At 70.4% G+C, this 21832-nt stretch carries 25 protein-coding genes and 2 pseudogenes; 13 read left to right on the top strand and 14 right to left on the bottom strand.

Going from position 1 to position 21832, the window contains the following annotated elements:
• Positions 1-68: 68 nt before the first annotated feature.
• A complete protein-coding gene (locus tag ACFYOH_RS32635; RefSeq protein ID WP_388633111.1) occupies positions 69-704 on the bottom strand; it encodes a PP2C family protein-serine/threonine phosphatase in 636 nt (211 codons plus the stop codon).
• A 676-nt stretch (positions 705-1380) separates the two neighbouring features.
• On the opposite strand from ACFYOH_RS32635, the gene ACFYOH_RS32640 reads away from it, so the two are divergent.
• From ACFYOH_RS32640 to ACFYOH_RS32660, 5 genes are all read left to right on the top strand, one after another.
• Positions 1381-1833 carry a hypothetical protein gene (locus tag ACFYOH_RS32640; RefSeq protein WP_388633113.1) on the top strand — a complete coding sequence of 151 codons (453 nt, stop codon included), beginning with the start codon at positions 1381-1383 and terminating at the stop codon, positions 1831-1833.
• 28 nt (positions 1834-1861) lie between these two features.
• Positions 1862-2839, top strand: a complete 978-nt coding sequence (locus tag ACFYOH_RS32645; RefSeq protein ID WP_388633115.1) for a magnesium transporter CorA family protein — start codon at positions 1862-1864, stop codon at positions 2837-2839.
• 190 nt (positions 2840-3029) lie between these two features.
• Positions 3030-3575: a DUF5994 family protein gene (locus ACFYOH_RS32650; RefSeq protein ID WP_388633118.1), complete on the top strand. Its 546-nt coding sequence runs from the start codon at positions 3030-3032 to the stop codon at positions 3573-3575.
• Between the two features lie 251 nt (positions 3576-3826).
• The gene (locus ACFYOH_RS32655) at positions 3827-4099 is read left to right on the top strand and encodes a hypothetical protein (RefSeq protein WP_031029805.1); all 273 of its coding nucleotides are present in this window, start codon (positions 3827-3829) and stop codon (positions 4097-4099) included.
• Positions 4100-4383: 284 nt separating this feature from the next.
• The gene (locus ACFYOH_RS32660; RefSeq protein WP_388633121.1) at positions 4384-4869 is read left to right on the top strand and encodes a DUF5994 family protein; all 486 of its coding nucleotides are present in this window, start codon (positions 4384-4386) and stop codon (positions 4867-4869) included.
• A gap of 38 nt (positions 4870-4907) precedes the next feature.
• Here ACFYOH_RS32660 and ACFYOH_RS32665 read toward each other — a convergent pair whose 3' ends face one another.
• The 4 genes from ACFYOH_RS32665 to ACFYOH_RS32680 all read right to left on the bottom strand — a co-directional run bounded on the left by ACFYOH_RS32665 (position 4908) and on the right by ACFYOH_RS32680 (position 8306).
• Positions 4908-6176: an ATP-binding protein gene (locus ACFYOH_RS32665; RefSeq protein WP_388633123.1), complete on the bottom strand. Its 1269-nt coding sequence runs from the start codon at positions 6174-6176 to the stop codon at positions 4908-4910.
• A 150-nt stretch (positions 6177-6326) separates the two neighbouring features.
• Positions 6327-7178 (bottom strand): slipin family protein, encoded by an 852-nt coding sequence (locus ACFYOH_RS32670; protein ID WP_388633126.1) that lies wholly within the window; start codon positions 7176-7178, stop codon positions 6327-6329.
• 149 nt (positions 7179-7327) lie between these two features.
• Positions 7328-7606: a hypothetical protein gene (locus tag ACFYOH_RS32675; protein ID WP_388633128.1), complete on the bottom strand. Its 279-nt coding sequence runs from the start codon at positions 7604-7606 to the stop codon at positions 7328-7330.
• 10 nt (positions 7607-7616) lie between these two features.
• Positions 7617-8306: a DUF5994 family protein gene (locus ACFYOH_RS32680; protein ID WP_388633131.1), complete on the bottom strand. Its 690-nt coding sequence runs from the start codon at positions 8304-8306 to the stop codon at positions 7617-7619.
• Positions 8307-8657: 351 nt separating this feature from the next.
• Here ACFYOH_RS32680 and ACFYOH_RS32685 point away from each other — a divergent pair, with 351 nt between their 5' ends.
• Positions 8658-9284 carry a DUF5994 family protein gene (locus ACFYOH_RS32685; protein ID WP_388633133.1) on the top strand — a complete coding sequence of 209 codons (627 nt, stop codon included), beginning with the start codon at positions 8658-8660 and terminating at the stop codon, positions 9282-9284.
• 254 nt (positions 9285-9538) lie between these two features.
• On the opposite strand, the pseudogene ACFYOH_RS32690 reads toward ACFYOH_RS32685, so the two are convergent.
• The 7 genes and pseudogenes from ACFYOH_RS32690 to ACFYOH_RS32720 form a co-directional block, all read right to left on the bottom strand.
• A pseudogene (locus ACFYOH_RS32690) lies at positions 9539-10418 on the bottom strand (PP2C family protein-serine/threonine phosphatase).
• Between the two features lie 385 nt (positions 10419-10803).
• Positions 10804-10959: a DUF6131 family protein gene (locus ACFYOH_RS32695; protein WP_388633136.1), complete on the bottom strand. Its 156-nt coding sequence runs from the start codon at positions 10957-10959 to the stop codon at positions 10804-10806.
• 86 nt (positions 10960-11045) lie between these two features.
• Complete coding sequence (locus tag ACFYOH_RS32700) at positions 11046-11654, bottom strand: alkaline shock response membrane anchor protein AmaP (RefSeq protein WP_388633139.1); 609 nt, start codon at positions 11652-11654, stop codon at positions 11046-11048.
• Positions 11655-11684: 30 nt separating this feature from the next.
• Entirely contained in the window at positions 11685-12371 is a 687-nt protein-coding gene (locus tag ACFYOH_RS32705) for a DUF6286 domain-containing protein (protein ID WP_388633142.1), read from the bottom strand.
• Positions 12372-12423: 52 nt separating this feature from the next.
• Entirely contained in the window at positions 12424-12831 is a 408-nt protein-coding gene (locus ACFYOH_RS32710) for an Asp23/Gls24 family envelope stress response protein (RefSeq protein WP_388633145.1), read from the bottom strand.
• Positions 12828-12995, bottom strand: coding sequence for a hypothetical protein (locus ACFYOH_RS32715; RefSeq protein ID WP_388633148.1), 168 nt, complete (start codon positions 12993-12995; stop codon positions 12828-12830). Before ACFYOH_RS32715 ends, ACFYOH_RS32710 begins: the two co-directional genes overlap by 4 nt.
• Before the next feature lie 76 nt (positions 12996-13071).
• Positions 13072-13557 carry an Asp23/Gls24 family envelope stress response protein gene (locus ACFYOH_RS32720; protein ID WP_388633545.1) on the bottom strand — a complete coding sequence of 162 codons (486 nt, stop codon included), beginning with the start codon at positions 13555-13557 and terminating at the stop codon, positions 13072-13074.
• Between the two features lie 197 nt (positions 13558-13754).
• Here ACFYOH_RS32720 and ACFYOH_RS32725 point away from each other — a divergent pair, with 197 nt between their 5' ends.
• The 4 genes from ACFYOH_RS32725 to ACFYOH_RS32740 all read left to right on the top strand — a co-directional run bounded on the left by ACFYOH_RS32725 (position 13755) and on the right by ACFYOH_RS32740 (position 16139).
• On the top strand, positions 13755-14303 hold the full coding sequence (locus ACFYOH_RS32725) for an RNA polymerase sigma factor (RefSeq protein WP_388633150.1): 549 nt from the start codon (positions 13755-13757) through the stop codon (positions 14301-14303).
• Positions 14294-14965 (top strand): hypothetical protein, encoded by a 672-nt coding sequence (locus ACFYOH_RS32730; RefSeq protein ID WP_388633153.1) that lies wholly within the window; start codon positions 14294-14296, stop codon positions 14963-14965. Before ACFYOH_RS32725 ends, ACFYOH_RS32730 begins: the two co-directional genes overlap by 10 nt.
• Entirely contained in the window at positions 14965-15330 is a 366-nt protein-coding gene (locus tag ACFYOH_RS32735) for a hypothetical protein (protein ID WP_388633156.1), read from the top strand. The genes ACFYOH_RS32730 and ACFYOH_RS32735 overlap by 1 nt, the downstream gene beginning before the upstream one ends.
• Positions 15331-15536: 206 nt before the next feature.
• Positions 15537-16139: a DUF5994 family protein gene (locus ACFYOH_RS32740; protein WP_388633158.1), complete on the top strand. Its 603-nt coding sequence runs from the start codon at positions 15537-15539 to the stop codon at positions 16137-16139.
• A gap of 253 nt (positions 16140-16392) precedes the next feature.
• On the opposite strand, the pseudogene ACFYOH_RS32745 reads toward ACFYOH_RS32740, so the two are convergent.
• Positions 16393-16785, bottom strand: a pseudogene (locus tag ACFYOH_RS32745) (PP2C family protein-serine/threonine phosphatase); the annotation flags it as partial.
• Positions 16786-16945: 160 nt separating this feature from the next.
• Between ACFYOH_RS32745 and ACFYOH_RS32750 the strand changes: the two are divergent.
• Positions 16946-18259, top strand: coding sequence for a PP2C family protein-serine/threonine phosphatase (locus ACFYOH_RS32750; RefSeq protein ID WP_388633161.1), 1314 nt, complete (start codon positions 16946-16948; stop codon positions 18257-18259).
• A gap of 311 nt (positions 18260-18570) precedes the next feature.
• Here ACFYOH_RS32750 and ACFYOH_RS32755 read toward each other — a convergent pair whose 3' ends face one another.
• Positions 18571-18837: a hypothetical protein gene (locus tag ACFYOH_RS32755; protein ID WP_388633568.1), complete on the bottom strand. Its 267-nt coding sequence runs from the start codon at positions 18835-18837 to the stop codon at positions 18571-18573.
• Here ACFYOH_RS32755 and ACFYOH_RS32760 point away from each other — a divergent pair.
• The gene (locus ACFYOH_RS32760) at positions 18772-19035 is read left to right on the top strand and encodes a hypothetical protein (protein WP_388633548.1); all 264 of its coding nucleotides are present in this window, start codon (positions 18772-18774) and stop codon (positions 19033-19035) included. The genes ACFYOH_RS32755 and ACFYOH_RS32760 overlap by 66 nt on opposite strands.
• A gap of 291 nt (positions 19036-19326) precedes the next feature.
• Positions 19327-21822: an ATP-binding protein gene (locus ACFYOH_RS32765; RefSeq protein ID WP_388633550.1), complete on the top strand. Its 2496-nt coding sequence runs from the start codon at positions 19327-19329 to the stop codon at positions 21820-21822.
• Positions 21823-21832 lie beyond the last annotated feature (10 nt).

The following is a 21832-nucleotide window of genomic DNA, read 5'->3' on the forward strand; positions in this document are numbered from 1 at the left end:
CACCTCCTGCCAGCCTTGTCGCCCTGCTGGGCGTCGGCAAGGCGATCACGACAGCATGGGTCGAGGGCTCAGGAATGGTCCTCCGCAACCGGCTTTGGGTCGGAGCCGAGTCGACGGCGGCCGTCGAGGGGGCGGGCCGTGATGTGCGGTCGGGCGCCGAAGCGTTCGAGGACCAGGAGCGCGGCATCGTCTCCGAGTTCGTGACCGACGTGGTTCAGCAGGTCGCGGTGGATGTGGCGTATCAGGGCTTCGGGTCCGGACGTCGGGGCGGATGCGGCGCGCTCGGTGAGGGGGTAGAAGGCTCCTTCGGGTGAACGGGCCTCGGTGACGCCGTCGGTATAGAGCAGCAGCGTGTCGCCTTCCTCGAAGGTGAACGGGTCGGCGCGGTGGCTGGGGGCAGGTAGTTCGCACATGCCCAAAGGGGGTACAGGGCGTCGGGCGTGCAGGACGGTGACCTGGCCGCCGTGCAGCAGCAGGGGCGGAGGGTGGCCGCAGTTGACCATCTCGACCTGCGCGTCGTGGTCGGGGACGTCGAGCAGCAGGGCGGTGATGAAATGCTCGCCCGCATCCTGCTCGGTGGCTGCGACTTCCTTGAGATGCCTGCAGACGCTGGCCTCCAGGCCCGCGGCGAGTTCGGGCAGGGTGTCGTTGTACCGGCATGACCATGGGCACTCCCGCCTGCCAAGTGTCTGGACAGTGCCCACCGCCCGCCGGTGCCGACCGACTCTTTCAGGATGCTGACGAGCTGGGTCACGAGGACGGGCAGCAGGTTGCCGATCATCTGGGCAGGAAGATTTCCGCAGTGGTGGCCGAGCTGCGCTGGATGGCGGGGAGCACGAGTTGCCGGCACACCGGCAGTGTCAGGCCCGCTTCCGGCGGGCCCAGCTGCTGAGGAGTCGCAGATGCACGAGGGCGGTCGCGGAAACAAGGAGAAGGGGCCGACTGTCACTGAGGATGATCTCGCGCTGGAAATCGTCATGATGCGGTACGGCTTGCGCAAGGATGAGTTCGGGCGGTCAACGTCACGCGCGTACTTGTGGTGACTGGCGCAGCGTCAGAAATGTCAGTAATAGGTCAGTGTGAGTCCTCGAACACCCCGCGACAGCTGACCACACATGCGAAACGTTGTAGCCTCCGAACATCGCCCTTGACCTGCAAAAAGCGGGCAGGGAGCAGACGAATCGGGAGTTTCTTCGTGCTTCGTACCATGTTCAAGTCCAAGATCTAGCGTTTGGGTTTTTCCGCAGGTCAGAGCGCTGATCGTCGCGTCAGGGTCAGTAAAAGGTCAGCATGAGGCCGGGCCGTGTCCGGGCTTGTCGACCTGCACCCGCTGCAGGGACCCGCTGTCACGCCCGGCGCCTCGCTCGGAAGGCTTGGTGCGTGGCTCGGCAGCTCGCCCGTGGGATGGGGTCGTGCTTCAAGGAGTGCGGTTGTTCCAGGCCGACTTGTTGCCCGCATCCGTACACGATTCGGTTCAGGGACGCTCTCGGCAAGCAGCGTGAAGAGGCCGGCTATGACGCGCAGGGCGACGTGATCGAGCGCCTTGCGCAGATCTACGCGGAGAAAAAGAAGACGGCGCCGTCCGTTGCCGAGGCCCGCCGGGAACTCGGTCAGCAGACGGTCGCGGAATACCAAGCGGTGGTGGCCGCGGCAGCGCAGGATGACGGAGTACTCCACGGGCTGGCACGTGGACAGCTCCGTCAACGTGCACAGGCCGCCCGGGACGGGGTCGGTGAACCGGCTGCCGCGTACGTTACGTGCGGTGAGGACCTGGCGGCGCGCGAAGTCCGGCGGTCCCTGCCGGTCAGGATCAATGAGGGTCAAGCGGCATGATCTGGGCGCAAGACACTAACCTCGGGCCATGGTGACGCGCACCCGGCTGTATCACGACGGCACTCTCGTCCTGGAGGGCTTTCCCGCCAGTGACGTTTCCGCGCATCTCGCCGATCCGGCGTCGGTCCTGTGGCTGGACCTGTACCGGCCCGGGCCTGCCGAGTTCACCATGCTCGGCCAGGAGTTCGGCATCCACGAACTGGCTCTGGAGGACGCCGCACAGCGTGGGCAGCGGCCGAAACTCGACCGCTATCGCACCCACGAGTTCCTCAGCGCCTATTCCGTGACCGTCAGCCCGGACGATGCGGAACTGTCATACGGCGAGATCGCCGTATTCCTCACCACTCAGGCCATGATCACCGTCCGCAAGGACGACGGTCTCGACATCGAGGACGTCGTCGCCCGCTGGGACGAGAGCCCGGACCTGGCCGGCCATGGCGTCGGATTCCTGCTGCACGGTCTGCTCGACCATCTCGTGGACGGCCACTTCGCCGCGGTCCAGCAGCTGGACGACGGCATCGAGGAGCTGGAGGGTCTGCTCTTCGCGGCCGGGCGCCGTGAGATCGAAGCCGTGCAGCGCCGGGTTTTCGCACTGCGCAAAACCCTCGTCCGGTTGCGCCGCGTCGTGCTCCCGATGCGTGAGGTGGTCAACGGGCTCATGCGCCCCGGCCTGCACCTGATCACCGACCCTCTCGTCCCGTACTACCAGGACGTCTACGACCACGTGCTGCGTGCCACCGAATGGACGGAATCACTGCGGGACCTGGTGGCCTCGGTCATGGAGACGAACCTCTCGGTCCAGGCCAACAGCATGAACCTGATCATGAAGAAGGTGACGAGCTGGGCCGCGATCATCGCCGTCCCCACCGCGATCACCGGCTACTACGGCCAGAATCTCCCCTATCCCGGTTTCGGCCGCGAGTCGGGATTCATCACCTCCGCCGCCGTCATCGTGCTCCTGTCCGCGCTGCTGTATCTGACCTTCAAGCGCAAGGACTGGCTCTGACCGGCATCGGGCACCGGCGACCAGGTCCCGAAGGCAGGAAACTACCTGGTCATCCCCGGCTTTTCGGGCCGGTGAGCGGAGTAGTGTGAACTCACCGGGAGTTCTTCGCGCACCGGCTCCGCTGCGGGTGCCGTTTCCGGTGATCGACAGCGCCGGGCCGCACCCACGAGCCCGGGGACAGGTCCGCGCCATGGCCGTGACCATTGACCGTACGACATCGAGCAGACGCGCGCCGCCGCCGGCCCGGCTGTCCCTGACGCCCGCGCCGGGCGGGCTGGACGGCACGTGGTGGCCCCGCTCCCGTGCCCTCACCCGTGAGCTGCCGTCCTTGACGGCCGCATTGGGCGATCTCTGGGGTCGTATCACGGGTGTCACCGTGAACCCGGCCTACTGGCCCGTCCTGCCGCACTGGGTGTCCGACGCCGGGCGCACCGTGCAGGTGGACTGGTCCACCGAGGAGCAGGATCCGCACAGACTGACTCTCTTCTCCGCTGACGGCCGCCGGGACGTGCTGGTGCTTCCGCCGGAAACCGGTGCGGATGCCGCCGCGCAGCTGATGGCCGGCGACGGCATCGATGTCCCGGCGCGGGAGCAAGCAGCAGAAAGGATCGCCGCCCGAAGCAGGGAAGAAGCGTGGGAGACCGACGGCGGAGCAGGTGGGCCGTCGTGCCCCGCCCCGGCCCATCGGCTCGACAGGGCCTTCGCTCGGCGGTCGGCGGAGGTGAGAGAACCATGACTGTCATCGCCGTGGCCGTACTGCTCCTTCTGGTCGCCGTCGGAGTCGTTCTGATCCACCAGCTCAATGGTCAGCACGACGAACGGATCGCTGCCTTCCACTACAGCGATGTTCTGCCGGGGATCGGGCGTCGGCCCCGGAGGCACCGTCGCTCGGCGGTGGACGCGAGCGTTCCGACGCGCCCCACCGCGACGGCGGCCGCGGATGACATCGACTTCGGCCCGACCGTGGGCAGCAGAGGAAGGCGCGTCATGGCGATATTGCGAGACCGGAAGACGTACCGCGAGAGGATCATGCAGGCTCTGTACCAAGCCGCCGAGGGCAATCGCCTCCTCGGCGTCGATGGGGCGAAGCTCCGCACCGACCTCGGTATCCCTGAGCAGGACATGGCCGCTGCCTGTATGTACCTGGCGGGCGAAGGCTGGGTCGTCGTGGACTGGGGGAGGGGCAACACGCCCGCGATGATCACGCTGACGCACCAGGGGATCCGGCAGATGGAGACGGAAGAGGAAGGGCGTGGCTGAGCCGCCGGGTCGGCTTCTCGGACCGAAGCGAACCTCCACAAGGCTTGTTCGTGTCGGACTAATCCCTTTGGCGTAACGTGGAAAGCGGGTCGGCGCACGCTCATGTGCAATGACCCGGAAGGGCGGCTCCGGCGGGTATACGCCGGAGCCGTTGCCTGTTTCCGTAACCGTGCCGTGCGGCGAGGCGCTCGCGCGAGCGTCGTGCGGAGTACGGTGAGGTTGCAGGGTCGTATCGCGGTCGCATGCTCTGCGGTCGCACTGATCTTTGCGGACGGGCGGACATCATGGCCGACTCACCCACCCCCGACCTCCCCAGGCTCCTGCCGGACGCCGTCCACCGGTCGGTGAAACCCGGCACGGCCCTGCTGCGGCTGGAGACGGCACGCGCACGCGAGGGAATCCTGGACGGCGCATGGTGGCCGCGGTCCCGGGACATCGGTGCCGAGCTCCCCTCGCTGATCTCCGCGTTGACCGAGCATCTCGGGCCTGTCACCCGGGTCGGTCTGGACGGCAGCGCCTGGGACGGACTGCCGACCCGGGTGATGGTCGACGGCCGAGTCGTCCACATCGACTCCTTCCCGGTCGGTGACGACACCGTCCTCATCACCCGGGGCGACCGGGACCACTTCTCCCTGATGGTGGTCCCTCCGGACGCGTCGCCCGACGCGGCACGCGCCGCGATGGCCAGGGCCGTACGGGCCGACAACGTCACCGAGGCCAGGCAGATCCTCATCGAAACGGGCAGCGACACGCCACCTGCGCCGGCCTGACACATCCGCCGCAGACCGACTCCCCATCGGCCTGGACGCTAGATGCGGGCGAACTTCTCCGTCTGCTGGGCGAATTCCTGGGCCATGGCGGCGCTGACCGTGGGCTTGGTGTCGCGGATCGTGTCCAGGTAGTCGTCGGTGGTGGGGGTGGTCCGGGATCCGGTGTCGAAGGTGCGCTCGAACTGGGCCTGGGAGACGGTTCGCGCCGCGTGGGCGATGTCGGCGGGGGTGAACCCCTTGCTGGCGGACGCGAGTGCCGCGCTGTCGGCCCGCGCGCCCGCTCGGGCCAGGTAGCTCTCCCACAGCGCGGTCCTGGCGGTGTGGTCGGGAGGGCCGATCGGCAGCACGTAGTCGAAGCGGCCGTGCCGCAGGAACGCGGAGTCGAGGGTGGTCACGTTGTTCGTGGCACAGACGAGCAGCCGCCCGTCCTGGCTACGGAACCGGACGATCGCCTTGAGCAGTTCGTTGACGACGCCCACAGCGGTCGCGTCCGCGCCGCCGCGTTGGCCGGCGATCTCCTCGACCTCGTCGATGAAGACGAGGACGTGGTCGAGCCGGGCGATCTCGTCGAAGCGCCGGTTCAGCCCGGTCGCCAGGCCGTACTCGGCGGCCAGACGGGCGGGGAACAGTTCGAGGAAGGGCCATCCCAGGCGGCTGGCGATCGCGTGCGCGAACGTGCTCTTGCCGGTCCCGGGCGGGCCGAACAGCATCACCGCCCGTGGCAGTTCCACTCCGTGCTGCGCGGCCAGTTCGGGATGGGCCAGCGGCAGGACCAGGCGCCGCTCGATGAGTTGCTTCTCCCGTTGCATGCCCGCGACTTTCTGCCACAGTCCCCCCGGTGGCAGCTCCGCTCCGAGCGAGGACAGCGTGCCGGCCGACTGCGGGGTGACCGGTCCGCGTTTCTCGAAGAAGACCAGGCCGGGGCGAGCACCGAAGTCGCAGTTGCGCAGGGCGGTGGCACCGGTCTCGCCCTCGGGCAGGGCGGCGTGCACCGCGCGGACGCCGGCGGCGAAGAGCCGTTGCTCAAGGGCGGTGATCAGGGCACTGCCCAGCCCGCGCTGGCGCCAGCCGGGCGCCATGCAGATGCGCAGGATCCATGCCCGTTCGCCCTCCACCCTGCTCACCGCGGCGCCGATCAGCACGTCGTCGGCCGTGGCCACCACAGCCGGGTGACGGGTCTGGAGGGCCGTCACGGCGTCCGAGAGCGGGAAGAGCGGCGGCTCCTCGGTGGTGCCGCTCTCCATGTCGACACGGATCAGCGCTTCGAGATCGTCCTGGGAGTAGTCCCTGACGCGCCAACCCGTCATGATCAGCTCCGTGTGTTCGGCCGTACTCCCATCATCAGCTGATGCCCGGAGGACGCGCACGACAGGCGTCGTCCACGAGTCCGCCCTGGTGGCCCGGATCGCTCGTCCGCACCACCACCGCGGCACGCGGTGGTGGTGCGGGCAGTCGGGTCATGCTGCGTTGCCGGCCGGGCTGACGGACTTGTCGGTGCGGCCGGTGTCGGCCAGTGGTGCTGCCGCGGCGGGTGCGGCGGCCGCGGTTTCCCGGGCGAGGAAGGAGCCGAGCTCGCCGATCGTGCTCATGAGGGGGGCTGGGAAGACGACGGTGGTGTTCTGGTCGACACCGATCTCCACCAGGCTCTGGAGATTGCGCAGTTGAAGCGCCAGGGGGTGGGCCATCATGGTGTCCGAGGCGTCGCCGAGCGCGGCTGCGGCCAGGGACTCGCCCTCCGCGTTGATGATCTTCGCTCGCTTCTCCCGCTCCGCCTCGGCCTGGCGGGCCATGGCGCGCTTCATGGTGTCGGGCAGCTGGATGTCCTTGAGCTCGACCAGCGTGACCTGCACACCCCAGTCGACGGTGGTGACGTCGAGGATCTGGCGGATGTCCAGGTTGATGCGGTCCGTCTCCGACAGCGTCTCGTCGAGCGTGTGCCGACCGACGACCTTGCGCAGGGTGGTCTGGGCGATCTGATTGATCGCCGCGTTGACGTTCTCCACGGCGACGACCGACTTGACGGCGTCGACGACGCGGAAGTAGGCGACCGCCGACACGTCGACGCTCACGTTGTCCCGGGTGATGATGCCCTGGGACTGGATCGGCATGGTGACGACCCGCAGGGACACCCGGTGCAGGGTGTCGACGAACGGAATGATGAACCGCAGTCCCGGGGAGCGTGTTCCGACGAGTCGGCCGAAACGGAACAGCACTCCCTCCTCGTACTGCTTGACGACCTTCACGGACAGGGCGAGGGCCAAGACGGCCAGGAGGCCGATCACGACGATGAGAACGATCAGGGCTTGCATGTGCTGCTCCTCGGGGGAGGACCACGTGGGGCGGGGACCCGCCGGTCGAGACCCATGCATGTGCCTGCGCCGGTTCGTGAGGCAGGGCCGAAACCCGTCGGTACGGGCCGCGCCGACGGTCGGTGCGTGGGGCCGGGGACATTGCCTCGTCACCCGTGGTGAGCGATGCGGTCGCGGCGGCGCGGTGGGAAGCGGCCGCGGCCCCCGTCGCGGTGGTCACGTCGTTCGCCGACGGTCGGCGAGGTGGACCGCGGTGGTCCCGCAAGGGGTCGTGCCGTGTCGGTGCCGCGACGCGGACCGCCGGGCAGGACGCGACTGTACCGGTGCACGGCGATCCTTTCCGCGTGCTCGATGTCGAGCCGGTGGATCACGAATGCCGCCGCTGCGATGAGGACCAGGAAGACGCCGGTCGTCAGGAAGGTGTTCATGGCGGTTGTCTCACATGCCGATGATCAGGCGACTGACGCGATGGGTCCGTGCCGGAACGGCCGCAGAGGAGGGGCCGCTCTCGTACGTCCCTGCCTCGTCCGGTTCGAGTGGCCGGTCGGCAGCGGAGACGGCACTCCGGGTCTCGTCCGCGGCGATGAGAGCGCTTGCGGTCGTCGGTGGACCGTCGTAGTCGGACGCGGCCGCCATCAGGCGGGCCGCCGACTCCGCCCCGGTCTCGGGTGGGATGACCAGCAGATCCCAGCGGCCGGTGCCGTAGGAGAGCAGCAGCAGCTTGTGCGGCTCGATCTCCGGGGTGAACCAGCCGACCTTGACGACATGACCGCCCACGGGGATCTCGTGCGGGATGACCGGCCAGTACTTCGGGTTGACGGCTATGCGGGTGATGCGGCCCCACAGGGGGTCCAGCACGTCGGTCAGTGCGGGCAGCTCGCTCGGCAGGTCCCGGGAGCGGGGCCACCAGGCACCGTCCAGGAGGCCGCGCGACGTCCCGTCGGTCTTCAGCGCGAGACGCGCGGCCGGGGCGGCGACGGGCTCGTGGTGCGGCAGGGGTTGGTGCAAGGTCGCCGACATGATGCGGACCCGTCTCCGGGCCGCCTTCGCGGCGACCCGGGTTTCATCTCTCGCCGAGAACGACCCGGCGTGGAAGCCGGTGTGCGAAATGCCCTCGGTGTTGTCCACCGTACTCCGCACACGCCGGGGCGGTTGCGGAGGCGACGCAGCAATCCGTGAAGCGGCTGTCGATACCGGCGGGAGAGGGCCGAGGACGCCGGGGCACTTCGTATGCCGGCTCCCGGACCGGTCCCACCCACGACGGCTCGCGTGCCCTGGCCCAGCACTCCTGGGCTGTGTTGCGTGGGAGGTGTTCCTGTTCCGTTCGCACCGTCGCTCCCCATCAGTCCGCCGGGCTTCTGCGAGGAGTATCCTGGTGATTACCGAGAGCATCTCGTACACCGGCTTCCACGCCGGGTCGTTCTCGGCGATTCATGACAACCGGGCCGGCCGTGACCGGCCCGGGGTTGGGTCCGCGCCATGACCGCGACCATTCCGTTCACACCCGCAGTCGAAGGCCGGGCCCCTTCCTCGTCACCGCTCCGACTCACGCTGGCGTCGGCCGACGCCCCTCCGGCTCTGATCGACGGTGCCTGGTGGCCCCGTTCGCGCAACCTGACGGAGCAGCTCCCGGCGCTCGTCGAATGCCTCGACCGGCTGTGGGGGCGGATCACCCGGGCAGCGGTGAGCCGCACGTTCTGGCCGGTCATTCCGGGAGAAGTGCCCGCGCACGGCCACATAGTGCGCGTCGGCTGGTCCAACGCCGGGCAAGACCCGCACAAGCTGTTGCTGCTGTCCTACACGTTCGACTGCTGGAGCCTGCTGGTGATCCCACCGGAGACGGGGCCGGCCACCGCGGCCCGGCTCATGGCCATGGCCACCGACCCGTCGCGGAGCCTCACCGCGACCGGCCTGATTCATGAGGCCGAACGTTTCCGGGCGGCGGCAGAGGCAGCGGCCGACTCGGACTCGCTGCGGGAGGCGGTCTGGGGCTCCGAAGGCGGACACGACGCCCGCCACCTGGCCTCAGGTACTCCTGCTGAAGCGGTCATCTACCACGTGCGGATCCGCGCAGCAGGGGTGTGGGAGACATGGACACCTTCGTGACGGTGAGTGTGCTCCTCGCGTTGATCGTCTTTGGTGTGATCGTGATTCAGCTGTTCACCGCGAGCCACGATGATCGTATGGAGATCCTGGCCTCAGGCCGTACCCGGCGGTGGCGGTTCTCGCCATGGCGCAGAGAGCCGCACAGAGAAGTGAACCCGCCCCAGGGAGGATCGCGGAGCCGACTCCAGCGGTAGGGCGTTCGCAAACAGCGGCGGGAGCGGAACGGGCAGCGTGCAGTTGGTGCGCCTGTGGGCTCACTCCAGGATGGCGAGGTGGTCGACGGCGCCCCCGCGCCATCCGATCAGGAAGAGGGTCGCGTCATCGCTGGTGCGGCCGCCCCGTTGCTGCTTCAGAGCGTGGGAGAGTGCGCGCACCACCGCGCGTACTCTCTCCTCGGTGTGTTCGACGCGGTTGACCCAGTGGACGGGTTGCTCCTCGCCGAACTGCTCTTCGCCTGCTTCGTGTTCCTCGATCAGGCCGTCGGCGAAGCACAGCACCCGGTCGCCGGGGCGAGCGTAACTTCACTGATCCGGGGCTCGTGACCGTCGAAGCCGATGGCCAGCGTCGTGGGGCCGTGCAGTCGCCGTACGACACGGTGTCCATGGATCAGCACAGGAGCGGGACCTCCGGCGTCGACCCACTGAAACCGGCCCGTGGCCGCGTCGAGCCGCATCATCTGAGCGGTCGCGAAGTGTTCGGGGCCGAACTGCTCGGCGACGGCCCGGTCCATGAACGCGTGGATCTCCGACAGGCCGAGCTGGTCCGCCGGGCATGCCGGTAGGCCCCGATGACCACCGTGGCCATCGCGGCGGCGTCCAGGCCGTGGCCCATCGCATCGACCATGGCCACATGCGGGGCATCGCCGTTGAGGGCGTAGTCGAAGCTGTCGCCGGCCACGTCATAGCGGGTTCCAGCATCCCGGCCAACCTGAACCGGGGCGTGGACATGACCGTCGGATCCGTCGATCGGCTGCGGTTCCCCGGCCGCCAGCCCGTCACCCGGCAGAGCAACGAGCCAGACCTGACCGTAGTCCCGCAGGAAGACCGAGGGCCCGCGGCCATCGCGCCTGCCGATCTGCCGCGCGACGAGCTGGTACGGCGGCAATTCGTGCCCTTGGTCCAGCAAGGCTCCCAGAAACTCCTCCCCGAAGCCCCGACCGGTCGGAGCCTTCCCCGCGGCCTGCCGCTCACCGCACGTCTTTGCCGTGGCTCGGGGGGATGTTCTGGCGGATCTTCACGGAGGCGCTGTGCAGGCGAACTCCCGACGCAGCCTGACAGGCCGACGCGGCGTGGAAACTTCCGACCGGGCCGGGGGCTCATCCACCGTCCCGACCGAGTCGGCCGTGCGCTCGTGCGGCGAGGACCGGCACAACGGCCATCGGGCGCGCCCCGCTTGTGCCCGGCACGGCGGAGACCGCAGCCGGATCGGGCCTCTCCGCCGCCGCGAACGCTTGTGGGGGCCGCGCCGGCTGCCGGCCTGCCCGTTGCCCGGGTCACTGCCCTTCAGCGCCCGACCTCGATTACCAGTAGTGGCGTCGACCGGCGACGGCGTGTCCCATCGCGCCGAGGACCCACAGGATGGCTCCGACGACCGCCAGGATGATCCCGATGGTCCACAGGATGGAAATGCCGGTGAGGAAGCCGACGACGAGCAGAATGACGCCCAGGACGATCATGATCTCTCCTTCGGGGAGCAGTGCTGTTCCCCTGCGAACCGCAATGCTCCGCAAGAGCGTTGGGGCGGGAACGGCCGGTCTTCCCCTCACTCCACGCGGTGTGGTCTGTGGCGGGTGACCTGTACGCGGACCTCGGTGGGCGGGTCAGGGAGGCCCGTGGACCGGCGAGCGGTGCTGAGCGGGCCTTCGCAGAGGGCACCGAGAGCGGCGCCGGGCGCGCCCTCGGGGGTGAGGGTGAGCCTGACGTGGGTGCGGTGGCGGGCTGGTCGGCCGGTGATGTTTACGGCCGTGTGTTCGATCCCCGGCAGGGCGCCGGCCTCGTTCGCGATCGCGTCGCTGAGCGCGCGGTCGCGCAGTTCGACGCCCTCCTGCGGTGGTGTGCCGCCGACGGGCAGGGAGCCGGGGCGGCGTCGGCTCAGCTGGGCGAGCAGCCACCACAGGGCGAGCAGGGCGGTGAGGACGAGGGCGGCGATGACCGCGGGCCACCACCACCAGCCCTGGCTGCTCCAGCGGGCCCGGTCGGCGGAGCCGAGCAGGACGTCGGCGGGCGTGGTCAGAGGCCAGCCGGCGGGCGGGACCAGATCGTGCCGCCGGTAGAGGTCGAGCCCGGCGAAGAGGACCAGCAGTCCGCCGCCGAGCAGAACCAGTCCGGTGAGGGCCAGCAGACTGCGGTTGAGTGCGGATCGCGGCGTCATGGTGCGGGCTCCCGGTGGTGCGGTTGTCGGTCAGTCGGTGCGTCGCCGTACCCGTACGACGATGCGGGGAGGGCGAGCGAGGGCCAGCTGGTCGCGTTCCTCGCCGAGGACGGCGGTGAGGTCGTCCTTCACCCGCTGGGGGTCGCGGAAGCGGACGTCCGCGCGGGCCTTGATGCGGTGGCGGCCTACCAGGACACGCGCCGCGCCGACCCCGGGGACCCGCATCGCGGCGTCGCGCAGCAGACCGGAGGCGCCGTCGCGGTCCAGGAAGGCCCGCACACGGGGGCAGTCGGCGGGGGAGCACAGGGGGAGCCAGCGGCGTTGACCGGGGGTGAGGGCCAGGACGATCAGCCAGACGCCGACGGCGGCGGCCACGGCGGCTCCCGTCAGCATCCACACATCATCCACCGGCCGGGTGGCCAGTTCGTCGGCCAGATGCCGTCTCCAGGCCGCTGCCGGACGTCCCGCCCGTACGGCGATGACGTCGACCAGCGCCGCGACCGCGGACACGAGGATCACGACGGCGACCAGTGCCGCCGTGATGCGACGCGCGGACCACTTGCGGTGGGTTCGGTGCCCTCTGCCGCGCTCACCGGGTGGGAGGTCCGAGGCGGACACGTCGCGTTCGGGCGGGTCGGGCTCCTTCGTCAGCGGCCCGGCGCCACGGTGCGCGGACGGCGCGCCGCTGCGGTCGGGAGGACCGGGATCAGGTGTCATCGCGATCGCCCTTCCTCCATGGCGTGCTGTGCGACCCGGGCCGCGTGGCCGCTCACCGGACCCGCCCCCGGCTCGTGCCGGCGGCGGTCACCAGCCGCCGGACGGTGAGGAGGACCTCTCCCACCCGCAGGCCGGTCAGCTGGGCGACCCGTTCGGCGACGTCCTGCTGGATCCGCTCGCAGACACGGGGGATGTCGGTGGGGTAGGGCAGGTCCATCGTCAGATGCAGGCGCACCGACCCGGTACGGACGGCGGCGGAGGCGTGGGGTGCCGCCGGTCCGCCGCGGTCGGGCGGTACGGCGGCGCGCCGGGACTGGGCCGTGCGTGCGGCCTGGGCGGCGATACGGGCGACCACCCTGTCCGGGATGACGGTGGCCCCCCGCTCGGCCGGGGGCGGCAGCCCGGCGGTGGGCGCCGGCGGGTTCGACCCCTCCCCCGGAGGAGCGGGCCGGGTCGTCACCGCTGCCTCCGTGTCCGGAGGTCGAGGTCGCCCTGTACGACGAGGCCGACCATCAGCCCCGCCGCACCCAGGACCAGCACCAGCAGAAAGGCCCAGAAGCCGCCGAAGTAACCGGCGAAGCCGAGGGCCATACCGGCCGCGAGGCCCGTCATTGCTGCGTTCATCTCGCACTCACCCGTCTCGCGCAGGGGCGTCGCCGTGCGCGCGATCATCCGCGCCCGCCAGGGGCGCGGCGGCGGATCACCTCACGCGCCCCTCGTCCGCTTCGGCTTCTGCCTCCTCGTCGGGCAGGTGGACGTCGTCGACGGCGATGTTCACCTCGACGACCTCCAGGCCCGTCATCCGCTCCACGGCGCTGATCACACTGGTACGCACGTCGCCCGCGACGTCGACGATGGAGACGCCGTACTCGACGACGACGTCCAGGTCCACGGCGGCCTGACGTTCGCCGACCTCGACCTTCACTCCCCGCGTGACGGCCCCGCCTCCGCCTCCGGGAACGCGTTCACGCATGGCGCCGAAGGCGCGCGCCATCCCCGCTCCCAGGCTGTGGATGCCCGGTACCTCGCGGGCCGCCATGCCCGCGATCTTGGCCACCACACCGTCCGCGATGGTGGTCTTCCCCCGTGTCTCGGCCGGAGCCCCGGCCCCGGTGCGGCCCTTGAGCGCGCTCACGCCCGCCTCGGGCCGGCTGCCCCCGCCGACGCTGGTGATGTTGTCCGTCATGGCGGTCGCCTCGATCGGTCCCTCGGACACCGGTGCGGTGCCCTTCAAAAGGTTGGACATATCGGGCGCCGCGTTCCTCACGCGCATTGCATGTGATGTGCATCACATGCGACCCGTCGGGTACGCGGACGGTCCGAGCCGTGTGCGGGAGTGCCGTGATCGAAAGCGCTGTTTCCCCATCGCCGGGCCGTGACCTGATGGGACGCGACCTGCCGGACGGCCTGCTGACCGTACGGGCAGCCGAGGGGGACGAGGACTCCTTCGCAGTTCTCGTCCAGCGGCACGGCCGACCGCTCCTTGCCCTGGCCCGCTGCATGCTCGGCAACCCCCACGATGCCGAGGACGCTGTTCAGGACGCCTTCGTCAGCGCCTGGCGACGGTTGCCGGAATACCACCACAGCGCGGAGTTCCGTACCTGGATGTACCGGATCACCGTCAACCGCTGCCTGACCATGCGCCATCGCCGGCAGCCGCCCCTCCCCCTGGACGCCGTCGCCGAGCCCGCGGCGGGAGACGTCTGGAGCCAACCCGCCCGGTCCGCCGAGCAGGACGCGGCCGCCGCCGCCCTGTCCCGCGCACTCGGCGATCTCGACGCCGGGCAGCGACTCTGCTGGATTTTGCGGGAGGTGCAGGGCATGTCCTACAAGGAGATCTCCCACGTGACGCGAACCAGCGAACAGACGGTGCGCGGCAGGCTGTTCAGGGCACGCCGATCCCTGCAGGAGGCGATGGGCCCATGGCGCTAGACGACCCGCACGCTCGGCCTTCCGAGCCTCTCGGGGTCGACGGGACCGGTCCCAGGCCGGGTGCCACCGACGTCCCCCCGTTCGCAGGTGACGAGGTCCTGCCCTGCGGCCAACTGCTCAGCCGGGTCTGGGAACAGGCCCGCGACACGACGCCGGCCGCGGACCCGCACACCTTCTCCTGCCCTCACTGCCGTGAGGCCGCCGAGGGGCTGGCCGCGGTCGACGCGGCCACCCGAGCGCTGCGTGCCCAGGACACGCCCGGCCTCCACGCACTCGCCGACCGCGTCATGAACATCGTCAGGGCAGAGGTCCGGTTCGGGCGGCTGCTGCCCCTGGCCGACCCGGACCTGGACCTACGGATCACCGAGAGCGCCGCGGCGAAGGTACTGAGGCAGGCCGCGGACACGGTCGCCGGCGTCCGGGCCGCGACCTGCCGGCTCGTACCCGAGGGCTCCGGCACCGACGTGCGGGTGACCATGACCCTGGCCGCCGCCCTCGACCGCCCGCTGCCCGACCGGGTCCATCAGGTACGCCGATCGGTCCTCCGCTCGGCCGGACAGGACCTGGGGCTCACGGTGACAGCCGTCGACATCACCGTGGTCGACGTACTGGGGCCGGGGCCAACCCTCGGCCCCCGCCTCCCGACGGGCGGTGGCACGTGATGACCGCCACCGGCACCACCGCGCTCCTCGGCGTCGCGGCGGAGGCAGCCCTCGCGGTCCCTGGCGTAGTCGGCCTGCAACCCCGCCTCGCCCGGCGCCTCGCGGCAGCCGCCGCGCCCGCTCGGGCGGACACCACGCCGCCCGAGGCCGGCATTCGCGCCGACCGGGCGCCGGACGGTTCGGGATGGCACATCGAGGTGCGCTGCGTCCTGGCAGAGGGCCGGCGGGCGCTGGACATCGCCCGAAACGTCCACGACCGGGTGACAGCCGCCCTCATCACCCACCTCGCCACCCACGGTGTCGCGGAGCCGGTCACCGTCGCGGTCACAGTGACCGGTATTGCCGCCTGGCACGACGCGGCATGAGCGGCGGCGCGGGCACAGGCCCCGCGAACGTCGCTCCTTCGTGCTCTCGTTCAACCCATCGCTCCGCATCGGTCCGCCGGGCCCCGACGAGGAGTAGCCTGGTCATTACCGAGAGCATTCCGCACACCGGCTTCCACGCTGACGTCGTTCTCGGCGATTCACGACAACCGGGTGGGCCACGACCGGCCCGGGGTTAGGTCCGCGTCATGACCGCGACCATTCTGTTGAAGCCCGCGGTCGAAGACCGGACTCCTTCTTCGTCGCCCCTCCGGCTCGTCCTGGCACCCCCCGGAACCGCTCCGGCCCTGATCGACGGTGCCTGGTGGCCCCGCTCCCGCGACCTGACGGGGGAGCTTCCGGCGCTCATCGAGGTCCTCGATCCGCTGTGGGGGCGGATCACCCGAGTAACGGTGAATCCCACGTTCTGGCCCGTCATCCCCCGAAAGGTTCCCGTCCAAGGGCACGTGGTGCACGTCGGCTGGTTCGAAGCCGAGCAAGACCCGCACAAATTGTTGCTGCTCTCCTATACCGTCGGCCGCTGGGACCTGCTGGTGATCCCACCGGAGACAGAGCCGGCCACCGCGGCCCGGCTCATGGCTACGGCCACCGACCCGTCGCGGAGCCTCACGGCGACCGGCCTGATTCACGAGGCCGAACGTTTCCGGGCGGCGGAGGCAGCGGCCGGCTCGGACTTGATCCGGGAGGCGGTCTGGGACTCCGAGGGCGGGCATGACGCCCGCCGTCCGGCCTTACATGCCTCCGTCCGAACGGTCATCGACCACGTGCCCACCCCGGCAGAAGGAATGTGAGGCATGGAGACCGTCACGACGGTGGGCCTGCGCCTGGCGGTGATCGCCCTGGGCGGCCTTCGTGATGCAGTGCTTCACCACGCGCCACGGTGATCGCATGGCGACCTTGCCCCGCGTCGCGGGCACCGCTGTGGCCGGCGGATCCCTGCGCTTGCACCACCCGCCACCGGCGCTGGCTCGAATCATCGCCCTCACCGGTAACAGCACCCTGCTCCACGGCTACCCGGGCGACCTCCCACCACGGCCTTCTGCAGTGGGAGAGTGCGCGCACCACCGCGCGTACTCCCTTCTCCGTGTGTCCGATGCGGTTGACCCAGTGGATGAGTTGCTCCTTCCCGAACTGCTCTTCGCTTGCTTCGTGCTCCTCGATCAGGCCGTCGGTGAAGCACAGCACCCGGTCGCCGTGCTGGAGCGTCTGCTCGCTGATCCGGGGCTCTTCACCGCCGAAGCCGACCGGCAGGGTGGTCGGGCCCGTCAGTTGCCGCACGACCTGGTGGTTGCGGATCAGCAGCGGTGCGGGGTGGCCCGCGTTGACCCACTGCAGGTGGCCCGTTGCGATGGTCAGGCGCATCATCTGCGCGGTGACGAAGTGGTCGGGCCGGAACTGCTCGGCGATGGCCCGGTCCATGAACGCATAGTTCTCGGCCCGGCCGGCCGACCAGAGCCGTAAGGAGGAGACGCGGCCCCGGTGAGACCGTAAGGACATGCCTGGGCCCCGTGCCGTACACGGACGCAGTGCACTGCCTGGGGAGTGGTTTCCCAGGGCGGCAGCGGCCGTAGGGCGACCAGGCGGGTAGGTGGTCGGCATGAACGAGGATGACTCGAACGCGGCGCTGCGAGCCGCGCTCGACCAGCTGGCGTTCGCCACCCGGAGCGCGGCGGCGCTGTCGAGCACGCTGGACGCGGTCGAGGGGCTCAGGCGGGTGTGCCGGGTGCTGGTGCCGGGTCTGGCCGACTGGGCCGCGGCCGACCTGATGGACGAGGACGGCGCCGTCGAGCGGGTCTGTGTCTCGCACCGTGACCCCAACGCCGCCCTGACCGGCCTGACGGGACCGTTGCCGCCGGTGCCGGAGACGGCGACAGGCCCGCTGTCACGGGTGCTTCGCGGCGCCGGCCCGCTGCTGTTGTCGGCCGGGCGCCTGCCGAGCGGGCAGGAGGCGTCCGATCCGTTGCATGCCGCATCCATGCGGCCGTTCGCCCGACTCGGGGGAGACTCCGTGATCGTGGCACCCTTGCGGGCACGCCGGAGAGTGCTGGGTGCGCTGACCCTGGTCAGGAGCGAGGGGAACCCGCCATGGGGCGAGGCGGAACTGGCGCTGGTCGAGGACCTGACCCACCGCATCGCGCTGGCTCTCGACAACGCCAGGCTCTACGCCGAGACCCAGGCCGTCGCCGAGCGCCTCCAGCGCTCCCTGCTGCCGGACCTGCCCGTCGTACCGGGTCTGCGCCTCACCGCCCGCTACTCCCCGGCGGGCACCACGGCGCAGATCGGTGGTGACTGGTATGACAGCTTCGTCCTGCCGGAAAGCGGTGACACCACTTTGATCATCGGCGACGTCACCGGCCACGATCTGCATGCCGCCGTGACCATGAGCCAGATGCGGAACATGCTGCGTGGCATCGCCTGCGACCGCCGGGAGCCCCCCGGCATGATCCTGCGTCGCTTGGACCTCGCGGTCGACGCCCTCTACAGACACCGGACCGCCACCTGCGTGTACGCGCTGCTCAAGGGCCAGGAAGGAGGGCCGTACCAGCTGGAATGGGCGAGTGCCGGACATCCACCGCCCCTCCTCGTCACCGCAGACGGCGACACCGCCTACCTGCACGAAGCACACGGCCTGCTGCTGGGCGTCGACCCGCACGCCGAACGGCCCAGTGCCTGCCTGCCGCTGCCCGAGGGCAGCACCCTGCTGTTGTACACGGACGGTTTGATCGAACGGCGCGGCGAATCCATGGATCACGGTATGACCCGGCTCCGGCAGCACGCTGCCGCCTGGGTCGACCAGGACCTCGACGAGCTGAGCGACGAGCTGATGAACGGACTCGTGGCAGGGGCCCACGACGACATCGCCCTGCTCGCCCTGCGACTGCCACGGTCGGACGACGGCGTCTCGCCCTGAGGCCACGTCGAATGCTCGCCCTACGCGATGATCCTGCGACTGTGACGCCTAGGTGTGCGCGCTGGAAAGGAGACAACGCAAGAGCCCGGATCATGTGGGTGGCCTGCCGAGCAGCGAGGAGGGCGAGGAGTCGTGGGCCAGGAGATCGACATTCACGTCACCACGAATCCGAGTCCGTCCGGCTTGCGGACGCGGTCATCCGCATCGCCGGGCCGGACGAGCGGACCGGTGCCTGGTTTCCCCACCGCGCCCGGGCCGGTGCTCCCCGGCCTCCCGGGCTCCGGCTGCCCCGCAGCACAAGCTCGACGGCTTCACAGGGCGCGGTCCTCGGCGCGGGGCTGCGCCGCGTGCTGGAGATCGCCGAGACCGCCATGGGCAATGTGCAGCTCGCCGAGGGCGGACTGCTGCGCCTGGAGAAGCACTCCGGGCTCGGTCGGCAGTCCACGGACTTCTTCGCCTTCGTCGACCACTCCGGCACCGCATGCGCGCAGGCCGCCCGTGACCGCCGGCAGGTGACCATTCGCGACGTCGCCAGTGCCACCGTCTTCGACGAGGACTCCCGGCACGTGATCCTGCACGCCGGCAGCCGCGCTTGTCACAGCGTCCCGCTGCTTTACGAGCGTGGTGCCTTGCTGGGAGTGATCTCGTCGTCTACTTCCCGGAGGCGTACAACACCAGGATCGCCGCCCTGTCGCCGTACCGGAACAACACGGTCACCCGCACGCTCAACGCGCGGGACGGCATCTACCGCAACGGCGGGTCCTCGACCCTGCTGACCCTCACCCAGGCAGGCAGCGACCTCGGCAGGGGGGTGACCGGAACCGTCGTGCTCGGCATCGACCCCGCCGCCACACCCTGACGCACCCGGACGCCTGCAGTGGCCGGCCCTGCCACCGTGTCGGCCATCGCACGCGCGACTCCGGCCGCACTGCTCCTGCCGGAGCCAACCGGCTCGGACTTCGTAGAGACACATGGCCGAAGGCGATGGTTTCGTTCCGGGGCGGTGAGGCCAGGAGTCGGACATGAGCCGGAGTCGAACGTGTGAAGTGTGCGGTGCGACGTTGACCGTGAGGCCGCACGGGGGTCGGCCGGCTCGATACTGCTCCAGCGCCTGTCGGCAGCGGGCGCTGCGGCGACGGGCGGCTTCGGGTGTCACGCCTGCGGTCTCGACGGCCGGTGGCAACGTCCTGCCGTCGGCGCTCGACTCCTTCGTCGGCCGGCAGAGCGAGCTGTCGGCCCTGCGTACGCTCCTGAGGAGCTCGCGCCTCCTCACGCTGACCGGTGCGGGCGGTGTGGGCAAGACCCGGCTGGCGCTGGAGTTCGCCAAGGGATTACCGAGGCGCTTCGCACGAGTCGACCTCGTGGAACTCGCCTCACTCCAGGACGGCGCGTTGGCGACGCAGTCCGTGGCCGCCGTGCTGGGGGTGGGCGAACGAGCGGGCCGGACCGGCGTCGACGTGCTGGTCCGGTCGATCGGTGACGCCTCCCGGGTGCTGATTCTGGACAACTGCGAGCATCTGGCCGAGCCTTGCGCCCGGCTGGCGGCGACCCTGCTGGGCCGCTGCCCCCGTCTGCGCATCCTGGCCACCAGCCGGGAGGCCCTGAGGGTGCCCGGCGAGACCGTGTTCCGGCTCGGCGAGCTGTCCCTGCCGCCGGCCGACGCCGGAGACGATGCGACGGCCCTCCTGCAGTCCAATGCCGTACGGCTCTTCGTCGACCGGGCCGCGAGCAACTCCCCAGGGTTCGCGCTCCATCGCGGCAACGGCCATCTGGTGGCCGAGATCTGCCGGCGCCTGGACGGCCTGGCGCTCGCAGTCGAACTCGCGGCCCGCCACGTCGGTGCGCTCGCGCTGAGCGACATCCTGGCCGGGCTGGACGACCAGTTCTGCCAGTTGGACCTTCTGACCGGGGGAAGCAGAACCGGACCCGCACGCCACAGTGGGTTCGCCGCAGCGGTCGACTGGAGCCATCGGCTGCTGGATCCGGCCGAGCAGGCGGTCTTCCGGCGCCTCTCGGTCCTGGTCGGCGGGTTCGACGCGACCGCTGCGCAATCAGTCTGCGCCGGTGACGGCATTGGCCGGCAGCAGGTATTGCGCATCCTGTGCGCCCTGGAAGCGAAGTCGCTCGTCGTACGTCTGCCGGGAGAGACGGCGCCCACACGCTTCAGGCAGTTGAGTGCCGTCCGTGCCTGCGCCCTGGACCGTCTGCGTGCATCCGGCGAGCTTGACGCCACCCTGCGCCGGGCGCTCGCGTGGCTGACCGAGCTGACCGAGCTGACCGAGCTGACCGAGCTGACCGAGCTGACCGAGCTGACCGAGCTGACCGAGCTGACCGAGCTGACCGAGCTGGCCGGGCGGGGCTGCGGGGAGGTGTTCGCCGACCAGGCCGGCAGCCCGCTCGCGGCGGAACGGGACAATCTCGCCTCGGTACTGGCCTGCAGCGCCGGCCACGACGATGCCGTACTGGCGCGGCTGACACTGGAGCTGGCACGAGTGCACTACCAGCAGGAGCAGCCGTCGGCCGCCCGTGCGCTGCTCAGCGGACCACTGCGGGGAGCCGGGGGCCGGGCGCTGGGTGGGCAGGTGCCGGCGCTCGCCGCGCGCGTGGCCTGCCAGCAGGCCGATCTGGACGAGGCGCTGTGCCTGGGGGCGCAGGCGGTGCGGAGCGAACGGATGCGCGGTGACGCCGCCGGACTGGCCAACGCCCTGGACGCCCGGGCGGCGGCGCGCCTGTGCCGTGGTGAGTTCACCGAGGCCGTCGCGGATCTGCGGGAGTGCCTGGAGGCCGTCGCTTCCCTCGGCAGGCCGCAGGACATTGCTTGGTGCACCCATCACCTGGCCTGGGCGCTGCTTCAGTCCGGCGGCGAGTTGGAGGCCGACGAACTGATGACACGGTCTCTGCCCGTGCTGAGGCAACAAGCGCCGTGGCCTCGGATCGCGGCCGCGCTGCACACCGCGGGAGCCGTACGGCTGGCCCTCGGGCGTCTGCGCAGCGCGGAGACCTTGTTCTCCGAGGTGCTGCGGATCGCTCCTGGGGCCAGCTTCCATGCCCTGTACCCCGTGGAGGGCCTGGCCCTCGTGGCCGCGGAGAGCGGCGACATGCAGCGTGCGCTGAGGCTGTACGAGGCGAGCGTGCAGGCGCGGCGCCGCCTGGACACCGAGCCCGAGGCTCCCTGGCGGCACAGGATGGAACAGGCGGCGGCGCGTGCCAGGACACGGCTGTCGGCTGCCGCGCGGGAGGCTGCCGTCGCCGGTGCCCATGGGCTGCGCGGAGAGCGGCTGGTCGCGTACGCGCTCGGCGCAGGGAACGGCGAGGACCGGTCGAGGCGCGATGTCCGCGCCACCGACGAGCGGTTCCGGCTCACCGCAAGGGAGTCCACGGTGGCCGAACTCGTCGCCGAAGGGCTGACCAACCGGCAGATCGCGGACAGGCTCGGCCTTTCGGTCCACACGGTCGCCACGCACCTGGACAAGATCCGCGACAAGCTGGGCCTGCGCTCTCGCACGCAGATCGCACTGTGGGCGGCGGCACGGACCGAGGGTGGGTGCACAGCCCGGCGGTGAGCACCTGGAA

Source organism: Streptomyces sp. NPDC007856 (assembly GCF_042868225.1).
GTDB lineage: Bacteria > Actinomycetota > Actinomycetes > Streptomycetales > Streptomycetaceae > Streptomyces.

Coding starts and splice junctions, on each gene's coding strand:
- ACFYOH_RS32645 (WP_388633115.1), top strand. CDS start 1,862: ATGGTGACGCGCACCCGGCTGTATCACGACGGCACTCTCGTCCTGGAG.
- ACFYOH_RS32650 (WP_388633118.1), top strand. CDS start 3,030: ATGGCCGTGACCATTGACCGTACGACATCGAGCAGACGCGCGCCGCCG.
- ACFYOH_RS32655 (WP_031029805.1), top strand. CDS start 3,827: ATGGCGATATTGCGAGACCGGAAGACGTACCGCGAGAGGATCATGCAG.
- ACFYOH_RS32660 (WP_388633121.1), top strand. CDS start 4,384: ATGGCCGACTCACCCACCCCCGACCTCCCCAGGCTCCTGCCGGACGCC.
- ACFYOH_RS32665 (WP_388633123.1), bottom strand. CDS start 6,176: ATGACGGGTTGGCGCGTCAGGGACTACTCCCAGGACGATCTCGAAGCG.
- ACFYOH_RS32670 (WP_388633126.1), bottom strand. CDS start 7,178: ATGCAAGCCCTGATCGTTCTCATCGTCGTGATCGGCCTCCTGGCCGTC.
- ACFYOH_RS32675 (WP_388633128.1), bottom strand. CDS start 7,606: ATGAACACCTTCCTGACGACCGGCGTCTTCCTGGTCCTCATCGCAGCG.
- ACFYOH_RS32685 (WP_388633133.1), top strand. CDS start 8,658: ATGACCGCGACCATTCCGTTCACACCCGCAGTCGAAGGCCGGGCCCCT.
- ACFYOH_RS32695 (WP_388633136.1), bottom strand. CDS start 10,959: ATGATCGTCCTGGGCGTCATTCTGCTCGTCGTCGGCTTCCTCACCGGC.
- ACFYOH_RS32700 (WP_388633139.1), bottom strand. CDS start 11,654: ATGACGCCGCGATCCGCACTCAACCGCAGTCTGCTGGCCCTCACCGGA.
- ACFYOH_RS32705 (WP_388633142.1), bottom strand. CDS start 12,371: ATGACACCTGATCCCGGTCCTCCCGACCGCAGCGGCGCGCCGTCCGCG.
- ACFYOH_RS32715 (WP_388633148.1), bottom strand. CDS start 12,995: ATGAACGCAGCAATGACGGGCCTCGCGGCCGGTATGGCCCTCGGCTTC.
- ACFYOH_RS32720 (WP_388633545.1), bottom strand. CDS start 13,557: ATGACGGACAACATCACCAGCGTCGGCGGGGGCAGCCGGCCCGAGGCG.
- ACFYOH_RS32725 (WP_388633150.1), top strand. CDS start 13,755: ATGGGACGCGACCTGCCGGACGGCCTGCTGACCGTACGGGCAGCCGAG.
- ACFYOH_RS32730 (WP_388633153.1), top strand. CDS start 14,294: ATGGCGCTAGACGACCCGCACGCTCGGCCTTCCGAGCCTCTCGGGGTC.
- ACFYOH_RS32735 (WP_388633156.1), top strand. CDS start 14,965: ATGACCGCCACCGGCACCACCGCGCTCCTCGGCGTCGCGGCGGAGGCA.
- ACFYOH_RS32740 (WP_388633158.1), top strand. CDS start 15,537: ATGACCGCGACCATTCTGTTGAAGCCCGCGGTCGAAGACCGGACTCCT.
- ACFYOH_RS32750 (WP_388633161.1), top strand. CDS start 16,946: ATGAACGAGGATGACTCGAACGCGGCGCTGCGAGCCGCGCTCGACCAG.